This window comes from Rheinheimera muenzenbergensis (assembly GCF_036984005.1).
Classification (GTDB): Bacteria; Pseudomonadota; Gammaproteobacteria; order Enterobacterales; family Alteromonadaceae; genus Alishewanella; species Alishewanella muenzenbergensis.
The window spans coordinates 63,798-80,270 of sequence record NZ_JALAAR010000013.1 but is presented as its reverse complement, the minus strand read 5'-3'; the positions used below and the strand labels follow the sequence as shown (position 1 = coordinate 80,270).

Below are 16,473 nucleotides of genomic sequence, written 5' to 3'. Positions count from 1 at the left end.
GTCATGAGTCAATTTGCAATCAATCTGATTTTCGTTGGCGGCTCCTTCGCGCTCTATATCGCTATTGCGATCTGGGCCCGGGCCGGCTCTACTAAAGAGTTCTATGTTGCCGGCGGCGGGGTAAACCCGGTAATGAACGGTATGGCGACTGCCGCTGACTGGATGTCGGCGGCATCGTTTATTTCTATGGCCGGTTTAATTGCTGCCGGTGGTTATGCTAATTCAACCTTCCTGATGGGCTGGACCGGTGGCTATGTGTTACTGGCGATGCTATTGGCACCTTACTTACGTAAATTCGGTAAGTTTACTGTGCCAGAGTTTATCGGCGACAGGTTTTATAGCAAAAATGCCCGCTTAGTCGCGGTAGCCTGCTTAATCATCGCTTCAGTAACTTACGTTATTGGTCAGATGACAGGCGCAGGTGTAGCGTTTTCGCGCTTTTTAGAAGTAGAAAGCGACACTGGTCTGATTATCGCCGCAGTAATCGTATTTTTATACGCTGTTATGGGCGGTATGAAAGGCATTACCTATACCCAGGTCGCGCAGTATGTGGTGTTAATTATCGCCTACACGATTCCTGCGGTGTTTATCTCGTTACAGTTAACCGGCAATCCTCTGCCACCACTGGGTTTGTTCTCTGAGCATACAGCGTCTGGTATGCCACTGCTGCAAAAATTGGATTTAGTAGTCCGTGACCTTGGCTTTACCGACTACACGGCCGATGTGTCAAATAAACTGAATATGGTACTGTTCACGCTGTCATTAATGATAGGTACCGCGGGTTTACCGCACGTTATTATCCGTTTCTTCACTGTACCTAAAGTATCTGATGCACGCTGGTCTGCCGGTTGGGCCCTGGTGTTTATTGCTCTGCTGTATTTGACTGCGCCAGCGGTTGCCTCTATGGCACGGTTAAACCTGCTGAACACCATTTACCCTGCAGGCCCTACTGCTGATGCCATTCAATATGCTGAACGGCCAGACTGGATTAAAAACTGGGAACAAACCGGTTTAATTAAGTTTGACGATAAAAACAGCGATGGCCGCATCCAGTTATATAACGACAAGTCGGAGTCATTCAAGCAAACGGCCACAGAGCGTGGTTGGAATGGCAATGAACTGACCGTTAATAACGATATTCTGGTACTGGCTAACCCTGAAATTGCCAATCTGCCAGGCTGGGTTATCGGCTTAATTGCTGCCGGTGGTTTAGCTGCAGCGCTATCAACCGCAGCAGGTTTGCTGTTGGCGATATCGTCTGCTGTCAGCCACGACCTGATTAAGGGTTCGATTAATCCGCAAATCACCGAAAAAGGCGAACTGCGTGCCGCACGTATTTCGATGGCAGTAGCGATAGTCGTCGCCACCTGGCTGGGGATGAACCCACCCGGCTTTGCGGCACAAACAGTAGCACTGGCCTTTGGTATAGCTGCAGCGTCTATTTTCCCGGCATTGATGATGGGTATCTTTTCAAAACGGGTAAATAACAAAGGCGCCATTGCCGGTATGCTGGCAGGCTTGATCGCTACGGTCACCTATATCTTCCTGTACCTTGGCTTCCTGTTTATTCCGGGCACCAATATGTTTGACAATGTACAGGCGAACTGGTTATTTGGGTCTTTCGGTTACGGTATTTCGCCGCTGTCATTTGGTGCTGTTGGTGCGATGATCAACTTTATCGTTGCCTTTGCAGTGTCGTCAGCGACAGAGCAACCACCGCAACATATCCAGGAACTGGTAGAAAGCGTGCGTTACCCTAAAGGTGCCGGCGCAGCAACTGACCACTGATAACGGATTGTTGCTTTACCAGCTAAAGTTACACCACAATAGCAACGGGCTTTCATACTGAAAGCCCGTCTTATTCAGGAATAAATATATGTTATGGGAACTGATTGCCACCGTTGTAGCAGGTTTAGGCGGCGCAGGCATAGCACTGATTTTACGTAACATCAGCGCCAATAAAGCCCCGCGCTGGTTAATACCGGTATTTGCCGGTGCCACTATGCTGGGTTTTCAGATCCACAGCGAATACACCTGGTTTGAGCATCAGGCAAGCTTACTGCCATCAGGCGTAGTCGTAGTAAAAACGGTGCAGGAACAAGCGGCTTGGCGGCCCTGGAGCTACCTGTACCCGCAAACGCTGCGCTTTATTGCTGCCGACGTTAACAATGCGGCAGAAAATCAACTTAATAACCAAATTATGCTGGTCGACCTGTATTTTTTTCAGCGTCGTGCCACTGCGCGCCGTGTGCCTGTTGTACTACACTGCCAACAACATGCCCGGACCGAGTTCAGCGAACAGCTGGCAGTACCTGCTGCAGATGCACCGCTTAACAGTGACTGGCAAAAACTCTCTGCCGATGATCCTCTGTTAACAGCAGTGTGTAACAGTTAACCACAGCAACTTTATAGGCCGCGTTAAAATGGAAGTTGCAGACGTCACCCGTTTTTTGGCTGATACCACGCCCTTCGATCAACTGAACGAGGCGGCGCTGGCACAATTAGCCAGCCAGATTAATGTGCATTATTACCAGGCGCATGACAGAGTAAATGTCAGCAGCGACAGGTTAATACTGGTGCGTACCGGCATTTTTACCTTGTACAGCGACCAGCAACAGCTGCTGACCAAACTGCAGGCCGGCGATTTTTATGGCTATCAGCAGTTGTTAACCGGCCTGACTGACAACGACACCCTGTTATGTGAAGAAGACGGCCTGATATTCTTTGTGGCAGCAGATGCCTTTCATCAAAGCCGCTATCAATACAAAAACCTCGACATTTTTTTCCAGCGCCTGTTCAGCCGCCGCTTGCACCAGTACCGTGAGCAACAACAAAGCTCACGTTTTACGCTGAAAATCAGTGATATTGTGCAACAGCGTAAAATTGCTATCCGGCCGGAACAAAGCGTACAGGATGCCGCCAGACTAATGTCTGATGCACGCGTATCGTCACTGCTGGTAGAAGAGCACGATAAGCTGGTTGGTATTATCACCGATCGTGATCTGCGCAGCCGGGTATTGGCGCATGCCCTGCCCGCCAATACCCAAATAAGCCAGATCATGACGCGCCAGCCACATAGCATTGACCGCCATGCTTATTTGTATGAAGCCGTGCAGCAAATGAGCCAATATAATATCCATCATTTACCGGTATTGGATCAGGGCTTGTGCTGCGGCATGTTAACCGCAACCGATATTATCCGCAGTCAGCAGGATCATCCGGTATATCTGATTGGTGAAATTCACCGCCAAACCAATCTGGATGGTCTGGAGCGCTGCAGCCAGCATATTGCCGATCTGGCTGTAACACTAAGCAAACAACAGGTGCCGGCACATGAAGCCGGCCACATTATTACCACTATTACCGATGCGTTAACCCAGCGGCTTATTTATCTGGCGCAGCAACAACTGGGCGAGGCTCCCTGTGTGTTCAGCTGGCTCGCATTTGGCTCACAGGCGCGGATGGATCAAAGTTTAAACGCTGATCAGGACAATGCCCTGTTGCTGGAAAAAGAGCCGCAGGGCGAAGTTGGCGACTATTTTAGCGCGCTGGCAGAATTTGTCTGTAACGGGCTGGCACAGTGCGGTATTACGCTGTGCCCGGGTAATATTATGGCAACCAATAGTGAGTTACGGCTGAGTTTAAAAGGCTGGTCTGGTCGTTTTGCCCGCTGGATAGCCACGCCAACGCCTGATGCCTTGCTAAAAGCCAGTATCTTCTTTGATTTACGTGTTATTGATGGCAGCAAGGGACTATTTAATGCGCTGCAGGAAGACATTTTACAGCGCACAGCTCAGGCACCGCTGTTTTTATATCATCTGACACAAACCGCACTGCAGCGCACTGCACCGCTGGGATTATTTAAAAACTTTATTCTTGAGCAAGATGGCAAGCAGAAAAAAGGCCTGGACTTAAAAAAACGCGGCATTTCGCTGATCACTGATTTAGTCCGTGTTTACGCCCTGTCAGCCGGTATTCATCAGGTTAATACCCGCAGCCGCTTAGCCAAATTAGTTACCGATGGCGTTATCAGCAGTAAAGACAGCCAGGACTTGCAGGATGCGTTTGACGTATTAGCGCAACTACGCTGGGAAAAACACCAGCACGATTTGGCGCAAGGCCATAATGTCACTAATCTTTTAGATCCGGCAGAAATTTCCGGCCTGTCGCGTCATCAGCTCAAAGACAGCTTTGCCGTTATTAATGAGGCGCAAAGCCGGCTTAAACAGCGTTTTTGCCGGGAGTTGTAACCATGCTTAACTGGTTGGCAGCCAAACGCCGCCCTATTCATCAGGCGGTAGGCTATTTTTCCGCGACGCCTTTTCCATCCGCCAACATGGCGGCAAAAGACGCCAGGTTTCTGGTATTAGATTTTGAATTAACCGGCCTGAATCCGCGCAAAGATCATATTGTCAGTATTGGCTGGGTGCCGGTGCACCAGCACGAAATAGTGTTAGCTGACGCTAAACATTATTTAATTAACAGCCCTGTCAGCGTTGGTCAAAGTGCGGTGTATCACGGTTTACACGATCATCAGTTAAAAGACGCGCACGAATTGGCCGACGTGCTCACCGAGCTGTTAAGCCGTTATGCCGGCTATGTATTTGTAGCTCACCATAGCCAGTTAGATGAACAGTTTTTACGCGCAGCTTGTTTGCGTTGTTTTGGCAAAACCCCACGCTTTAAGTTTATTGATACCATGCAAATTGAATGGCAGCGCTTATTGCGTCAGGGCAAAGTAGTAAAACATGATGCGTTGAAACTTCCCAGTTGTCTGAAAAGGCATGGTTTGCCGGCAATGGCCAACCATCACGCGCTGGAAGATGCTTACAGCACCGCCTTGCTGCTACTAGGCCAGCTTAAACCGGGCGGCGCTGAGATGACACTGGCAGACTTATATCTGTTGTCACGCTAAGTTAAATCGCTTAGCGGTTTTGTTGTTTTGACCAGATGGCGGTAACTTTACCGGCTTGCAAAGTTAACGACACCAGATAGTCGTTACCCATATCGTTTTTCAACTTATACGACCAGGTCTCAATCGTTTCGCCTTTTACCGGCTCACCGGTATCTACGCCCAAGGTTTCAACATCCTTTGCAGCTGGCTCTCCTGCCAACGCCAGTACTTCTATGCGCGGCATGCCGCAACTTAACAACTTGCCACTGCTCAAACGAAAACCGCACGCCTGTGACGGCCAGGCCGCTATCGTTAGTATTACACTGCTGATGGCCAGCATCGATTTTAATCGCATCGTATCTACTCCTGCTAAAAGACGAAAATGCTTTTCCATTATAGATACACCAAGATAATCAGCAACAGCTTTACGCATTAACCTTACATTTTAATCACATTTATTTTCTTGCTCAGCGACATTTCGCAGCACCCGGCACGGATTGCCGCCAGCCACTACACCGGCCGGCATATTTTTAGTCACCACACTGCCGGCAGCAATTACAGTGCCCGCGCCAATGGTCACACCTGGTAAAATAATGGCCCCACCGCCAATCCAGACATCATCGGCAATGGTTACCGCTAACGCCTGCTCTTGCAAGCTGCGCCGTTCAGTCGCGTCCAGCGGATGATTCACCGTATAAATTTGTACCGCCGGGCCAAAGAATACATTACTGCCGATAGTCACCGGCGCCACATCCAGCACCACGCAGTTGTAGTTAAAAAACACCTTAGCACCGGTTTTAATGTTATAGCCATAGTCACAATAAAATGGCGGCTCGACATAAAAATGCTTGCCGCTGTTGGGCAGCCATTGCTTTAACAGTTGCCGGCGCAGGGCTTCATCATCCGGCGTGCTGTGGTTAAATAGATGCTGTAACTTGCGCGCCGCCAAACGCTCAGCGCTCAGCGCTTTATCCAGCGGGTTATACCAGTCGCCGCTTAACATTTTTTGTTTTTCAGTTGGCATTGCTTATCTCCGGGTAATAAAAAAGGCGCCTAAGCGCCTTTTTGTGTCAACCGGCCAAATTACTTGGCGCGGCTGCGGTACTCGTCAGTACGGGTATCGATTTCAATCTTGTCACCTTCTTCTACGAAGGCCGGTACCATCAGTTCAAAACCAGTTTCAATTTTAGCTGGCTTCATCACTTTACCTGAAGTATCGCCACGGGCTGCTGGCTCAGTGTAAGTTACAGTGCGTACTACTACTGTTGGCAGGTCTACCGAAATTGGGCGCTCGCCGTAAAACACTACTGAACACTCCATACCGTCAACCAGGTATTTCAGTGCTTCGGTCATGTTTTCTGCTTCAACTTCAAACTGGTTGTATTCCTGATCCATAAATACGTACATAGGATCAGCGAAGTAAGAGTAAGTTACTTCTTTAGTTTCCAGCAGTACCTGTTCAAATTTGTCATCAGCACGGTATACGGTTTCCATGCCCTGACCATTTAACAGGTTTTTCATTTTCATTTTTACAACGGCAGCGTTACGGCCCGATTTGTTAAATTCGGCCTTTAAAATTACCATTGCTTCAGTGCCAACCATAATCACCTGGCCAGCACGCAGTTCTTGAGCTGTCTTCATCATGACTGAAATATCTTCTCGTTAGGAAAAATTGCGTCGCATTATAAATTTTTTTTCAACAAAGTGCACGAGGTTGCTGGCAAGATCTCCGTTTGCCGTTAACTCCGCGCGCCATTGCTGGTTATAGTCGGCGATTTGCGGCAATAATGCACTAAATTTCTGCCAGCTTTCAGCAAGTGGTGTGTCGGTATTCCAGGCTAACCAATATTGTTGCACCGCCTGCGCCATCTCAGCGCTCATTTGTGCACAGTAACGCTGCATAAAGGCATTAAGTTTATCCAGATGGGTGTGTTCACTCTGGCGGTATATTTGCCAGATAAAGGGTTTTGCCGCCCAGTGCGCACGGATAACCGAATCTTCACCGCGGACAAAGTTGATATCACAAGCCCACAACAGCTTGTCGTAATTATCCTGCGCCATAAATGGCAGTATGGTGATAGTAAGTGCGCCCAGCGTAATGGTGTTATTATCGCCAAGTGCCGGATACAACCCGGTAAGCTGCTGAGCCAGCACGCCCTCGGGCACCAGGCATAACACCGGCTCTGCGCCAGCTTGCCAACTGGCTAACAAGGTGTCCAATTGTGGATGGTCATAGGCAAACAGTGAAATTTTCTGCCGGTAGCCGGTACTGTCTGTAACGCCCAGCGCTGTCCAGAATGCCTGCTGTGCCGTGTTGTCGGCAATGAATTCACCCGCCTGCTGCTGCAAGCTGGCTTCTTGCAGTAAGCCGCCGCTGGCAGCGGTAAAGCCAGGGAAAAAAAAGTATTTATTCAGTGGCAAATGCGGTTGTGGTGATGGCAAAGCATGGCAGCCTTCAATCCACGCCTCAGCTGACAGGTATTCCAGATTTAGCCACAGCGGCTGGCTTGGCTGTTGTGCCATCGCCTGTTGATACGCCAGAGGTATGGTGCAGGCCAGCGCTTCTATTACCACGTCAGCCACCTGCTCTGCCGCCCAGTCTGTATCAGCTGGCCACTGTCGGATAATGACATTATTAAGCTGCTGCTCTGTTTTAGCCGTATCGACCAGCGCACAGATTTTTTTAAAGCTGGCTAAGTCATCGACCCAGAGCCGCACATTAATACCATGCTCAGTGGCTAATTGCCGGCTTAAGCGCCAACAAATGCCAATGTCGCCAAAGTTATCGATAACCGCGCAAAAGATATCCCAGCGCAAAAGAGGTGTAGAGGCCAAAGTTGTCAAGGTAGGCGTGCCTGTCAGAAAAATGCGGCCGCTATTATACCCTTAACGGCGCGCAGGCCAAGATAGAGAGTGGTTATCAGTATCAGGCTAAATAACATTGCCAGCAGATAGTAAGCGGCCAATAACAAACGGTATTTTAACCGCTGCCACAGTGACGCGTCTGGCGGACAGGCAGCCAGCTGGCGGCAAAACAAGGTGGCCCACAGCCACAGTACAGCACAGCTGATAGCGAACACTACACTGCTAAGCTGCCAGCGCGCGCTCAGCGCTGCGTCGGCGGCAAATAACAACCAGACGAATACGCCCAGCGCGGCGCCAGCACACAGCAACAATACGCTGCGTAAAGGTTTAAGCCGGCAGGCCCAGCGCTGATAAAATGCCAACATCAGCCGTGCTCCAGTGCCGTTAATGCGCTTGGGTATAATGCCAGGATCCCGCTTTGCCCCTGCAGATCACCAATCAGCCAGATTTGTTCAAACGGATGCTGCTTTGGCATATGCAATTGACGGTAATGCTGCAGAATATCGCGCCGGGTCCACAACGGGTTAGCGTTACGGATCACCAGCCAGACACGCTCCGTTTGATAGCTCTTTTCCGCTTTATTACTAATTAGCCGGTTTAGTGCGGTAAGTAACCTGTGCTCTGATGGCGTACGAAGCAGCGCCAGCAGCTCTTTGTGGGTATTGTGGCTAAGCTCACGCCCCAGTATATGCATCGCTTCAACTTCGCTGCCATACAAGTGCGCAATTTCCAGATCCAGTTTTTGCTCGTCATAATAACAGGACACATCAGGCCTGGCTGGCTCGTTGTGCCAGATATGACGCATAGTGATACCAAAGCGCTGCTCGTATAACCGCATAAACAAACGGGCCGCTTCGTGCTCCAGCCTTATTTTTTCTTCATTGCCGTTCATCTGCTGCAACATGCTTTTGCTTTAGTGTGTCATAACCACCGTGATTGCTAAGTTTGGTGTAGCCCAGTTGCTGCAGTGTTTCCATTGCTATGCCGGCCCGGCGGCCACTTTTGCAATACAGCGCTATATCAGCGTCTTTGGCTAGCTTTAGCTCGTTTATCCGCTGTGCAATTTCAGTGTGCGGAATATTAATGGCGCCGCTCAAATGGCCAGCGGCAAATTCTTCAGCACTGCGCACATCCAACCAGATAGTTTGCGGTTTTGTCGCGGCGCAGCTGCAAAGTAGCAGCAAAGATAAAATGATTAGCCTCATGCTCGCCAACTCCTGTTGTTTTAGCCGCCTGCGGCCGGCGTAAAATAATAGTACCAAATCTCGATCATAACCGGGATTACAGATATCACTAAAATAAGCGCCATACAAATATTAAAAATACGCTGAAACAGCGCTTTAGTTAACACTTTGCGCAGCGCTGCCCCAAATACCAACCACAGGCCAACACAGGGAAAGGCCACCAGTAAAAAAGCAGCGCTAATCACGCTGACTTCCAGCCAGTACACACCACCTACACTGGTAAAGGCAGCGACAGCGCCGCTTGCCATTACCCAGGCTTTGCCGTTAACCCACTGAAATAATGCCGCTTGCATAAAACTAAAGGGTTTAGACTTGCCCTGCTCTATCGCTTTGGGCTCGGCACTGGCGATATGCCAGGCTAACCAAATTAGGTAGGCCACACCCAACACTTTAATTAGCTGATGCAAATGCGGAAAACGTTCAAAAACCACGCCAAACCCTAGCCCCACCAGCAATACCATCAGCGGAAAACCAAAACAAATGCCGAGCCAGTGCGGCATACTGGCTTTAACACCATAGTTTACGCCGGATGACATGATCATCACATTATTCGGCCCGGGCGTAATAGTGGTAGAAAAAGCAAAAAACAATACGGCTAAGAACAATTCCATCTAAACTCTGCACTAAAAACTGGATAGGTGCTAAGGATAATACCAGAGTCGGCGGTCCTTAATAGGTGTATGTGCCGGTAATAACGGGTTTTTTAACTCGATTAGCCGGCGTTGCGGTAATTTTAGCTCTGACAAATGGCTGGCAAAAAACTGCTGAAATAAGCGATCAAAGCTGCCGTCGTTTATCATTTGCAGCAAGCCGTTTTCAATGTCCTGCGCCAGTTGCTCATTGGCTGGATTAACAAAAAAGTAGCTGGCGGTTGGATAATACAATAGCCAGTTTTGCTCTATCACAATGTTGCGCGGTGACAGCATAATGGCTTCGTCGGCTATCTCGAGGGCGTTGCGGGGCACCGCATCAACTCTGCTTTTCTCCAACAGTAGAAACAAATTGTCATAATGGGCCGCGCCAACCACTTTAAAACCGTTTAACTGCAGAATTTTGCTATCTACCCAGTCATGTCCCTGGGCATACACCAGGCGTTTGATGCTGTCGACGGCTGCAGTGCTGCTGAAGTTTGCCTGCTGCGCTGCATTGATAAGCAAAATACGGTAGCCGCTCAGACCTTTAAAGATAGGGATCCGAATAGGTCTTAAATCTAATTCCCGCTCTACCGATGTCATAGTCCACAACACATCAACTTCGGCATTCTCTTTTAAAAACACCATACTGCGTGATTTTGACATCGGTTGCTCGCTGCTTTGTAAAAGATACTGCCGTTCAGAGCGTGCTAACGCCATCTCCAGCAACGCCAGGGGATAAACTGAACGGGGATCTTCAACATGCGCCACTGCCGGGTAACGCACCAGCTCAGTAGCCTGCACAGGCAATATCAGACAAAGCAAGCTGAGTATAATTAATCGCATAGCTGTTCAACTTGTGATAACTGTGCCATGTTGTAGTAGCGAGTATCGTTAAGGATGAGAAAAAATAATCATCTAAAAGCTGATAATTGCCTTATAAAAATGCTGCTTCAGCGCGAAACAACAAAAATGAGAACTGACTATGAATAAAATCTTAGGACTTGCAGCCTTAGTGGCTGGCGCCATATTGCTGTATTTTGGTTACACCGAATATAACTCTCATGCTTCACAAGTAACCGAGCTGGTTACCGGCAACCCTACAGACAATGCAATCTGGTTTTTAGTCGGTGGTGCCATTGCTGTGATAGTAGGCCTGGGACTGGTGTTAAAAAAGTAATGCCGTTATTTTTACCCGGCAGAATAAACAACCAAGGCCGCAATGCGGCCTTGGTTAATTACAGCTAAAGCGGGGTTTATTCTTCTTCCTTGCCCCAGCTGTCGCGTAAACCTACAGTGCGGTTAAATACCAATTTATCTGCTGTTGCATCACGGTTATCCGCGCAGTAATACCCTTCGCGTTCAAACTGATACGCTTGTTCAGGTTTAGCGTCTTTTAACGATGGCTCAACCAGACCATGCTTAACAACCAGCGATTGCGGGTTTACTACCGTCAGAAAATCCTCTTCGGCTGCCGGGTTGGCTACGCTAAACAAACGGTCATAAACACGGAACTCTGCTGGCAAGGCATTAGCCGCTTCAACCCAATGAATTACACCGCGTACTTTACGGCCATCAGCCGGGTTTTCGCCCAGTGTCTCGGGTAAATAACTGCATTTTAGCTCAACAATATTGCCATCAGCGTCTTTTACCACCTCGTCGGCATGAATAACATAGGCATTACGTAGACGTACGTCACCGTTTAATACCAGGCGTTTATACTTTTTATTCGCTTCTTCACGAAAATCGGCACGGTCGATATACACCACAGCGCCAAACGGCAGTTTACGGCTGCCCATGTTTTCGTCTTTCGGATGATTAGGCGCATCCAGCCATTCAAGACCATCAGCCGGATAGTTAGTAATGGTGACTTTAAGCGGATCTAACACGGCCATAGCACGCGGCGCTACTGCATCTAAATCCTCGCGGATACACGCTTCCAGCGCACTCATTTCAATCACATTGTCTTGCTTGGTCACACCAATGCGTTTGGCAAACTCACGAATAGCAGCCGGGGTATAACCACGACGACGCAAGCCAGCAATGGTGGGCATACGCGGGTCGTCCCAACCGGACACCAGGTTTTGTTCTACCAGAGTTTGCAGCTTACGCTTGCTCATTACCGCATATTCCAGATTTAAGCGGGAAAACTCAATCTGTTGCGGGTGACAGGCGATAGTAATGTTGTCCAGGATCCAGTCGTATAAGCGACGGTTGTCCTGAAACTCCAGCGTACACAAAGAGTGCGTAATGCCTTCAAGCGCATCGGAAATACAGTGGGTAAAATCGTACATCGGATAGATGCACCATTTATCGCCGGTTTGATGGTGATGGGCAAACTTTACCCGGTATATCACCGGATCACGCATGCACATAAAGCTGGACGCCATATCAATTTTGGCACGCAGCGAACATTCGCCCTCTTTAAAGCCACCGGCGCGCATTTTTTCAAATAGCGCCAGGTTTTCTGCCACACTGGTATCGCGGGTAGGACTGTGCTTACCTGGCTGGGTTAAATTGCCGCGGTATTCGCGCATTTGCTCGCCGTTTAAAAAACAAACATAAGCCAGGCCTTTATTGATCAGCTCTACCGCATAGCCATACAGCGCATCAAAGTAGTCAGACGAATACCGTACGTCACCACTCCACTGAAACCCCAGCCAATTGACGTCGTGCTGAATTGAGTTTACAAACTCGACGTTTTCTTTTTCCGGGTTAGTGTCATCAAAGCGCAGATTGCATTGGCCCTGATAATCCTTTGCAATACCAAAATTCAAACAGATAGATTTAGCATGGCCAATATGCAGATAACCGTTTGGCTCGGGCGGAAAACGGGTTTGCACCGCGTTATGTTTGCCGGATGCTAAATCGGTATCAATAATTTGCCGGATAAAATTGGTTGGGCGATGTTCAACGTCCGCCATAAAATATGTTGTCCTTTGCTCGTTGAAACTTAGTTAAGATGCGGCATTATAGCAGCAGAAACCGCGCTGACTACTGGCAAGCGCAGGCATTTGCGTAGAATTTCCAGCGAAACTGGCGTTAAAACTGGTAAGAAATAGCAAAACGCAGTGTACGGTCGATAGTGTCATTATCCAGCGCAAATACCATAGCGGCTTCCCACTTTAATTGCCGGGTCGGGCTAAATTTATGTACGCCCATAAAGCCCGGGCCCGCTCCTTTGTAATTCTCGCCGGAGTATATTTCTATCGACGGTTGCAGTGCCGGTAAATAGCGGTAGCGATATTGCAGACGAAACTCGGTTTCCAACTCGTTTTTAATGCTCGCCCCCCATTCATAAACCAATAAGGTATTGATTGTCAGACTGGTGTGGGTAAATTCTTTTTCCATTAACAAGCCAGTCGTAATCTCATTGGTGTTTGTTTGTTGCTGATGTTCATATTCAAACAACAAGCCCCAGTCCCAGTTATACTGTCCCTGCTCGGTTAGCATATAGCGCAGTTCAACTTCATAACTTGCCACCGTATAATCGTCCGGCATCACCCGCTCGGCCAGCAGGTAAAAGGCCAGCGCAGCCCGTTCAGACACGGCAAAGCCATAACCGAGTTTTTGTGCCAATGAATTGTTATCCGGATGCTGCGATTGGCGCTGATACAAGGAGCGGTATTCAACATCACGCTCTAAGGCGCCGACATAAGGGTGATACACCTTATCTACAACACGCCCATCAGCAAGTGCGGTAAAACTCAGCGCCAGCAGCACGATGCCAGCCAGCCAGAATAAAGATCTCATCTCATTTGCCTCTGCCACATCAGTAGCATCAGAATAAAAGTACCGGCCCAGGATAATAATTGAATAGCATCCGGTGTGGCTTCATAGCCAAACCAGGCATGAAAAAACACACCAAGCTCAGACTGCTCTGCCAACAAATTACTGCTGTCCCACAACGTTGTCTGCTGTGGTATCACATCAATTTGTGCCAATAAGCCAATTGCCTCGCTACTTTGTCTGGCGGCGATCAATGCCAGCATTATGCCCAGGCACCAACTGGAAAATCGTTTAAGCTCCGCCAGTACCTGATAGGTCAATACCGCAATACTGCTGCAAATACCCAGCCCCAACACAGCGCCAAGCCACAGGCTTTCTGTTGCTCCAGCAACGCCGACACTGGTCAGGCTGAACAACACCAGATTGATAGCGCAAATAATTGTTTGCAGTGCCAGTGCCAGCATCATCGTTGCAGTACGATAGCGCCAGGTGATGCTCAGTAACGACAAACACAGTAACAAAAGGGTCAACAACAGAATAAAGAACAGTTCAAGGCCGTTGCCATCGGCTAAACGGGTAATAGCCGCCAGAGCTGGCGTAATCAGCAACATTCCCGCTGTCGCAATTAACCCTGTCCTGATCAGTAGCCAACGTTTTTCGGTTAGGGTCAACTGCAGTAACACCGGCAGCAGAATAAACAGCGGCAATAAATCACGGGTAAACACCAGCACCGTATTAATCAACATGCGGTGTCTCCGTCTCGTTGTTTTCTGTTTGCTGTTGTTGGTACGCCCGCCATTGAGCATCGGCCAGTGCTATCAGCACACCTTTAGCACTGTCAGGGTGAAAGTCTCCAAAAAACGGATACTCGCCCGGCTGCAGCGGCCCAAGATAAATAACCGCTTGTGACTGCCCCAAAACCACTTTTTCCCGGTTTAAGCTAAAACTTTCAAATTCCTCAGGCGTGTCGTCCTGATTAATCAGACGGATTTTTATTTTTTCTCCGGCGGGTACTGTTAACCTGGCCGGGCTAAACAAATGATCTTTTAGCTTAAGGCTAAATTCCTGCCGCGCACTTAGTGCAAAGCTCCCGAGCAGCAAAAGCCAAAGATACTGTCGGCTTACACGCATAATGGCAGCTCCACGCTAACCTTAAGCCCGCTGCTAAATTCGGAGCGGCCAAGACTGATACTGCCACCATGCAGCTGCACCAACTCTTTGACAATAGCCAGCCCCAAACCTGAGCCCGGCGTTGCAGACTGATGCCTGTCGCCGCCAACACGGTAAAACCGGTTAAAAACATGAGGATACTCTTCCGGCGCAATACCAGGGCCTGAGTCAGCCACGTCCAGCACGGCGTTGGTTGCCGTTGTGCTAAGTGTCAGTTTTATTTGCCCTCCTAGTGGCGTGTATTTAATAGCATTACCCAGCAAATTAGCCACCAGCAATCGTAACGCGAATTCATCAGCTTTCACTGCAAGATGCTCCAGCCCCTCAATACTGATTTGCTGCTGACGCGCTTCTATCTGGCTGTAATGCTCTGCGACGACAGCCCGACAGAGCGCAGCCCAATCCAGCGGTTTAGTATTAGCCTGAAAATTATCCGGATGGGTGCGGTTAAGCAGCATAATTTGTTCAATTAGCTGACGCATACGCTCAACACCATCCTGTAAAGCCTGCATTGCAGCATCATCTTGCGGTATGCCCTGCTGGCGGGCATGTGTTATGGCGTTATGTAGTGTAATTTGCAATACACTTAACGGCGTGCGTAATTCATGCGCCACATCTGAGGCAAAGCGTTTTTCACGGGTAAAAGCCGCCGACAACCGCTCAAACAGCCTGTTTGTAGCCTGTATCACTGGTTGCAGCTCCTGTGGTACCTGATTTAAGGTGACCGGTGTCAGCTCACTGGCTTTACGCGACGTAAGCTCGGCGGACAACAATTGCAGGGGTTTTAATGCCCGGCTTACCACCAACCAAATCAGTATAGCCTGCAGCGGTAAGCTAAACACTACAGGATACAAAGAGGCAGTAATCACTTCATCGGCCAGCTGCAGACGTTGTTGCAGTGGCTGCGCCACCATGATCTGCCATTCTGTGCCACTTTGGCCGATATATACCCGCCAGCGCTTACCAAGAAAATTCTGTTCAGAAAAACCAACAGGCGCAACCAATGCTGTAGCCGGTGCTAAGCCATTTTTAAACACCAACTGGTTATTTTTGATCAGCTGCACAGCCAGACCCTGCTCTGGTTCAGTGTTGCTGGTTTGATAATGTTGCAAAATACTGGCCGCAACCAACTGTAGATCCTGATCAAATAGCGCACTGGCGCGCGCAGCACTGAGGCGGTAACTTTGCAATGCTGCCAGAAAGCTGGTTAATACCAACAGCGCGATCAACACAGAAATAAGGTAGCGGCGAACGGATGTCATGGTCTGGCGATACTGTAGCCCACGCCACGCACAGTGCGGATAAAATCGGCGGGTAGTTTTTTCCGTAAGTTAGAAATATGTACCTCCAGTGCATTACTGGCAACCTCTTCCCCCCAGCTATACAAACTGGCTTCCAACTGCTCACGGGTTTTAATACGACCTGCTGACTCCATTAACTCTTTAAGCAGTACATATTCACGCCGGGATAAACCTGTCACATGACCATTAATATTCAATTGCATAGCGCTGGTATCTAACTCCACATCGGCAATAGACACTAAATGGGTTGCCGCTGTGCCTAAACGCCGTTCAATCACCCGCAAGCGGGCGAACAGCTCCGCCGCGGCAAAGGGCTTTACCAGGTAGTCATCGGCGCCTAAATCCAAGCCACTGATCCGGTCGTCCAAACCATCGCGGGCAGTTAAAATAAGCACCGGTAACCTGGTCCATTTTTGCCTGAGCTGTTTAAGTACAGTTAAACCGTCGATATCCGGCAAACCTAAATCCAGGATCACACAGTCACAATCACCGCTACGGGCTACAGCCAGTGCCTGACCGCCAGTTGCAACGGCATTAACGGCGAAGCCCTGTATCGTTAAGGCCTGCTGCAGGCCTTCACGCAGTGCTACATCGTCTTCAACCAGCAATAACCGCATATCACCTCACCTGGACATCAA

The 16,473-nt window shown here is 49.1% G+C and carries 20 protein-coding genes; 5 read left to right on the top strand and 15 right to left on the bottom strand.

What is annotated here, in order from left to right:
- The first annotated feature begins 3 nt into the window (after positions 1-3).
- The 4 genes from MN202_RS14970 to MN202_RS14955 all read left to right on the top strand — a co-directional run bounded on the left by MN202_RS14970 (position 4) and on the right by MN202_RS14955 (position 4,915).
- Positions 4-1,788: a sodium:solute symporter family protein gene (locus tag MN202_RS14970; RefSeq protein ID WP_335736944.1), complete on the top strand. Its 1,785-nt coding sequence runs from the start codon at positions 4-6 to the stop codon at positions 1,786-1,788.
- An 88-nt stretch (positions 1,789-1,876) separates the two neighbouring features.
- Entirely contained in the window at positions 1,877-2,395 is a 519-nt protein-coding gene (locus MN202_RS14965) for a hypothetical protein (protein ID WP_335736943.1), read from the top strand.
- A 28-nt stretch (positions 2,396-2,423) separates the two neighbouring features.
- Positions 2,424-4,250, top strand: a complete 1,827-nt coding sequence (locus MN202_RS14960) for a DUF294 nucleotidyltransferase-like domain-containing protein (RefSeq protein WP_335736942.1) — start codon at positions 2,424-2,426, stop codon at positions 4,248-4,250.
- A gap of 2 nt (positions 4,251-4,252) precedes the next feature.
- Positions 4,253-4,915, top strand: a complete 663-nt coding sequence (locus tag MN202_RS14955; RefSeq protein WP_335736941.1) for a 3'-5' exonuclease — start codon at positions 4,253-4,255, stop codon at positions 4,913-4,915.
- Between the two features lie 10 nt (positions 4,916-4,925).
- Here MN202_RS14955 and MN202_RS14950 read toward each other — a convergent pair whose 3' ends face one another.
- From MN202_RS14950 to MN202_RS14910, 9 genes are all read right to left on the bottom strand, one after another.
- Complete coding sequence (locus tag MN202_RS14950) at positions 4,926-5,249, bottom strand: hypothetical protein (RefSeq protein WP_335736940.1); 324 nt, start codon at positions 5,247-5,249, stop codon at positions 4,926-4,928.
- Positions 5,250-5,339: 90 nt separating this feature from the next.
- Positions 5,340-5,918 (bottom strand): sugar O-acetyltransferase, encoded by a 579-nt coding sequence (locus MN202_RS14945; RefSeq protein ID WP_335736939.1) that lies wholly within the window; start codon positions 5,916-5,918, stop codon positions 5,340-5,342.
- Positions 5,919-5,977: 59 nt separating this feature from the next.
- Positions 5,978-6,538 (bottom strand): elongation factor P, encoded by a 561-nt coding sequence (efp, locus tag MN202_RS14940; protein ID WP_215399119.1) that lies wholly within the window; start codon positions 6,536-6,538, stop codon positions 5,978-5,980.
- Positions 6,539-6,556: 18 nt separating this feature from the next.
- Positions 6,557-7,738 carry an elongation factor P maturation arginine rhamnosyltransferase EarP gene (earP, locus tag MN202_RS14935; RefSeq protein WP_335736938.1) on the bottom strand — a complete coding sequence of 394 codons (1,182 nt, stop codon included), beginning with the start codon at positions 7,736-7,738 and terminating at the stop codon, positions 6,557-6,559.
- Positions 7,739-7,752: 14 nt separating this feature from the next.
- Positions 7,753-8,124, bottom strand: coding sequence for a hypothetical protein (locus MN202_RS14930; RefSeq protein WP_335736937.1), 372 nt, complete (start codon positions 8,122-8,124; stop codon positions 7,753-7,755).
- The gene (locus MN202_RS14925; RefSeq protein ID WP_335736936.1) at positions 8,124-8,663 is read right to left on the bottom strand and encodes a hypothetical protein; all 540 of its coding nucleotides are present in this window, start codon (positions 8,661-8,663) and stop codon (positions 8,124-8,126) included. The genes MN202_RS14930 and MN202_RS14925 overlap by 1 nt, the downstream gene beginning before the upstream one ends.
- On the bottom strand, positions 8,638-8,964 hold the full coding sequence (locus MN202_RS14920) for a rhodanese-like domain-containing protein (protein ID WP_335736935.1): 327 nt from the start codon (positions 8,962-8,964) through the stop codon (positions 8,638-8,640). Before MN202_RS14920 ends, MN202_RS14925 begins: the two co-directional genes overlap by 26 nt.
- A 20-nt stretch (positions 8,965-8,984) precedes the next feature.
- Positions 8,985-9,614, bottom strand: a complete 630-nt coding sequence (locus MN202_RS14915; RefSeq protein WP_335736934.1) for a LysE family translocator — start codon at positions 9,612-9,614, stop codon at positions 8,985-8,987.
- A 30-nt stretch (positions 9,615-9,644) separates the two neighbouring features.
- Positions 9,645-10,481 (bottom strand): type 2 periplasmic-binding domain-containing protein, encoded by an 837-nt coding sequence (locus MN202_RS14910; RefSeq protein WP_335736933.1) that lies wholly within the window; start codon positions 10,479-10,481, stop codon positions 9,645-9,647.
- A gap of 139 nt (positions 10,482-10,620) precedes the next feature.
- On the opposite strand from MN202_RS14910, the gene MN202_RS14905 reads away from it, so the two are divergent.
- Positions 10,621-10,815: a DUF3185 family protein gene (locus tag MN202_RS14905; protein ID WP_335736932.1), complete on the top strand. Its 195-nt coding sequence runs from the start codon at positions 10,621-10,623 to the stop codon at positions 10,813-10,815.
- A gap of 76 nt (positions 10,816-10,891) precedes the next feature.
- Here MN202_RS14905 and glnS read toward each other — a convergent pair whose 3' ends face one another.
- From glnS to MN202_RS14875, 6 genes are all read right to left on the bottom strand, one after another.
- A complete protein-coding gene (gene glnS, locus MN202_RS14900) occupies positions 10,892-12,559 on the bottom strand; it encodes a glutamine--tRNA ligase (protein WP_335736931.1) in 1,668 nt (555 codons plus the stop codon).
- A gap of 118 nt (positions 12,560-12,677) precedes the next feature.
- Positions 12,678-13,388, bottom strand: coding sequence for a hypothetical protein (locus tag MN202_RS14895; RefSeq protein WP_335736930.1), 711 nt, complete (start codon positions 13,386-13,388; stop codon positions 12,678-12,680).
- Positions 13,385-14,110 carry an FTR1 family protein gene (locus MN202_RS14890; protein WP_335736929.1) on the bottom strand — a complete coding sequence of 242 codons (726 nt, stop codon included), beginning with the start codon at positions 14,108-14,110 and terminating at the stop codon, positions 13,385-13,387. Before MN202_RS14890 ends, MN202_RS14895 begins: the two co-directional genes overlap by 4 nt.
- Positions 14,100-14,495: a cupredoxin domain-containing protein gene (locus MN202_RS14885; protein ID WP_335736928.1), complete on the bottom strand. Its 396-nt coding sequence runs from the start codon at positions 14,493-14,495 to the stop codon at positions 14,100-14,102. Before MN202_RS14885 ends, MN202_RS14890 begins: the two co-directional genes overlap by 11 nt.
- Entirely contained in the window at positions 14,486-15,796 is a 1,311-nt protein-coding gene (locus MN202_RS14880) for an ATP-binding protein (protein ID WP_335736927.1), read from the bottom strand. Before MN202_RS14880 ends, MN202_RS14885 begins: the two co-directional genes overlap by 10 nt.
- Positions 15,793-16,452, bottom strand: a complete 660-nt coding sequence (locus tag MN202_RS14875; protein ID WP_335736926.1) for a response regulator — start codon at positions 16,450-16,452, stop codon at positions 15,793-15,795. Before MN202_RS14875 ends, MN202_RS14880 begins: the two co-directional genes overlap by 4 nt.
- Positions 16,453-16,473 lie beyond the last annotated feature (21 nt).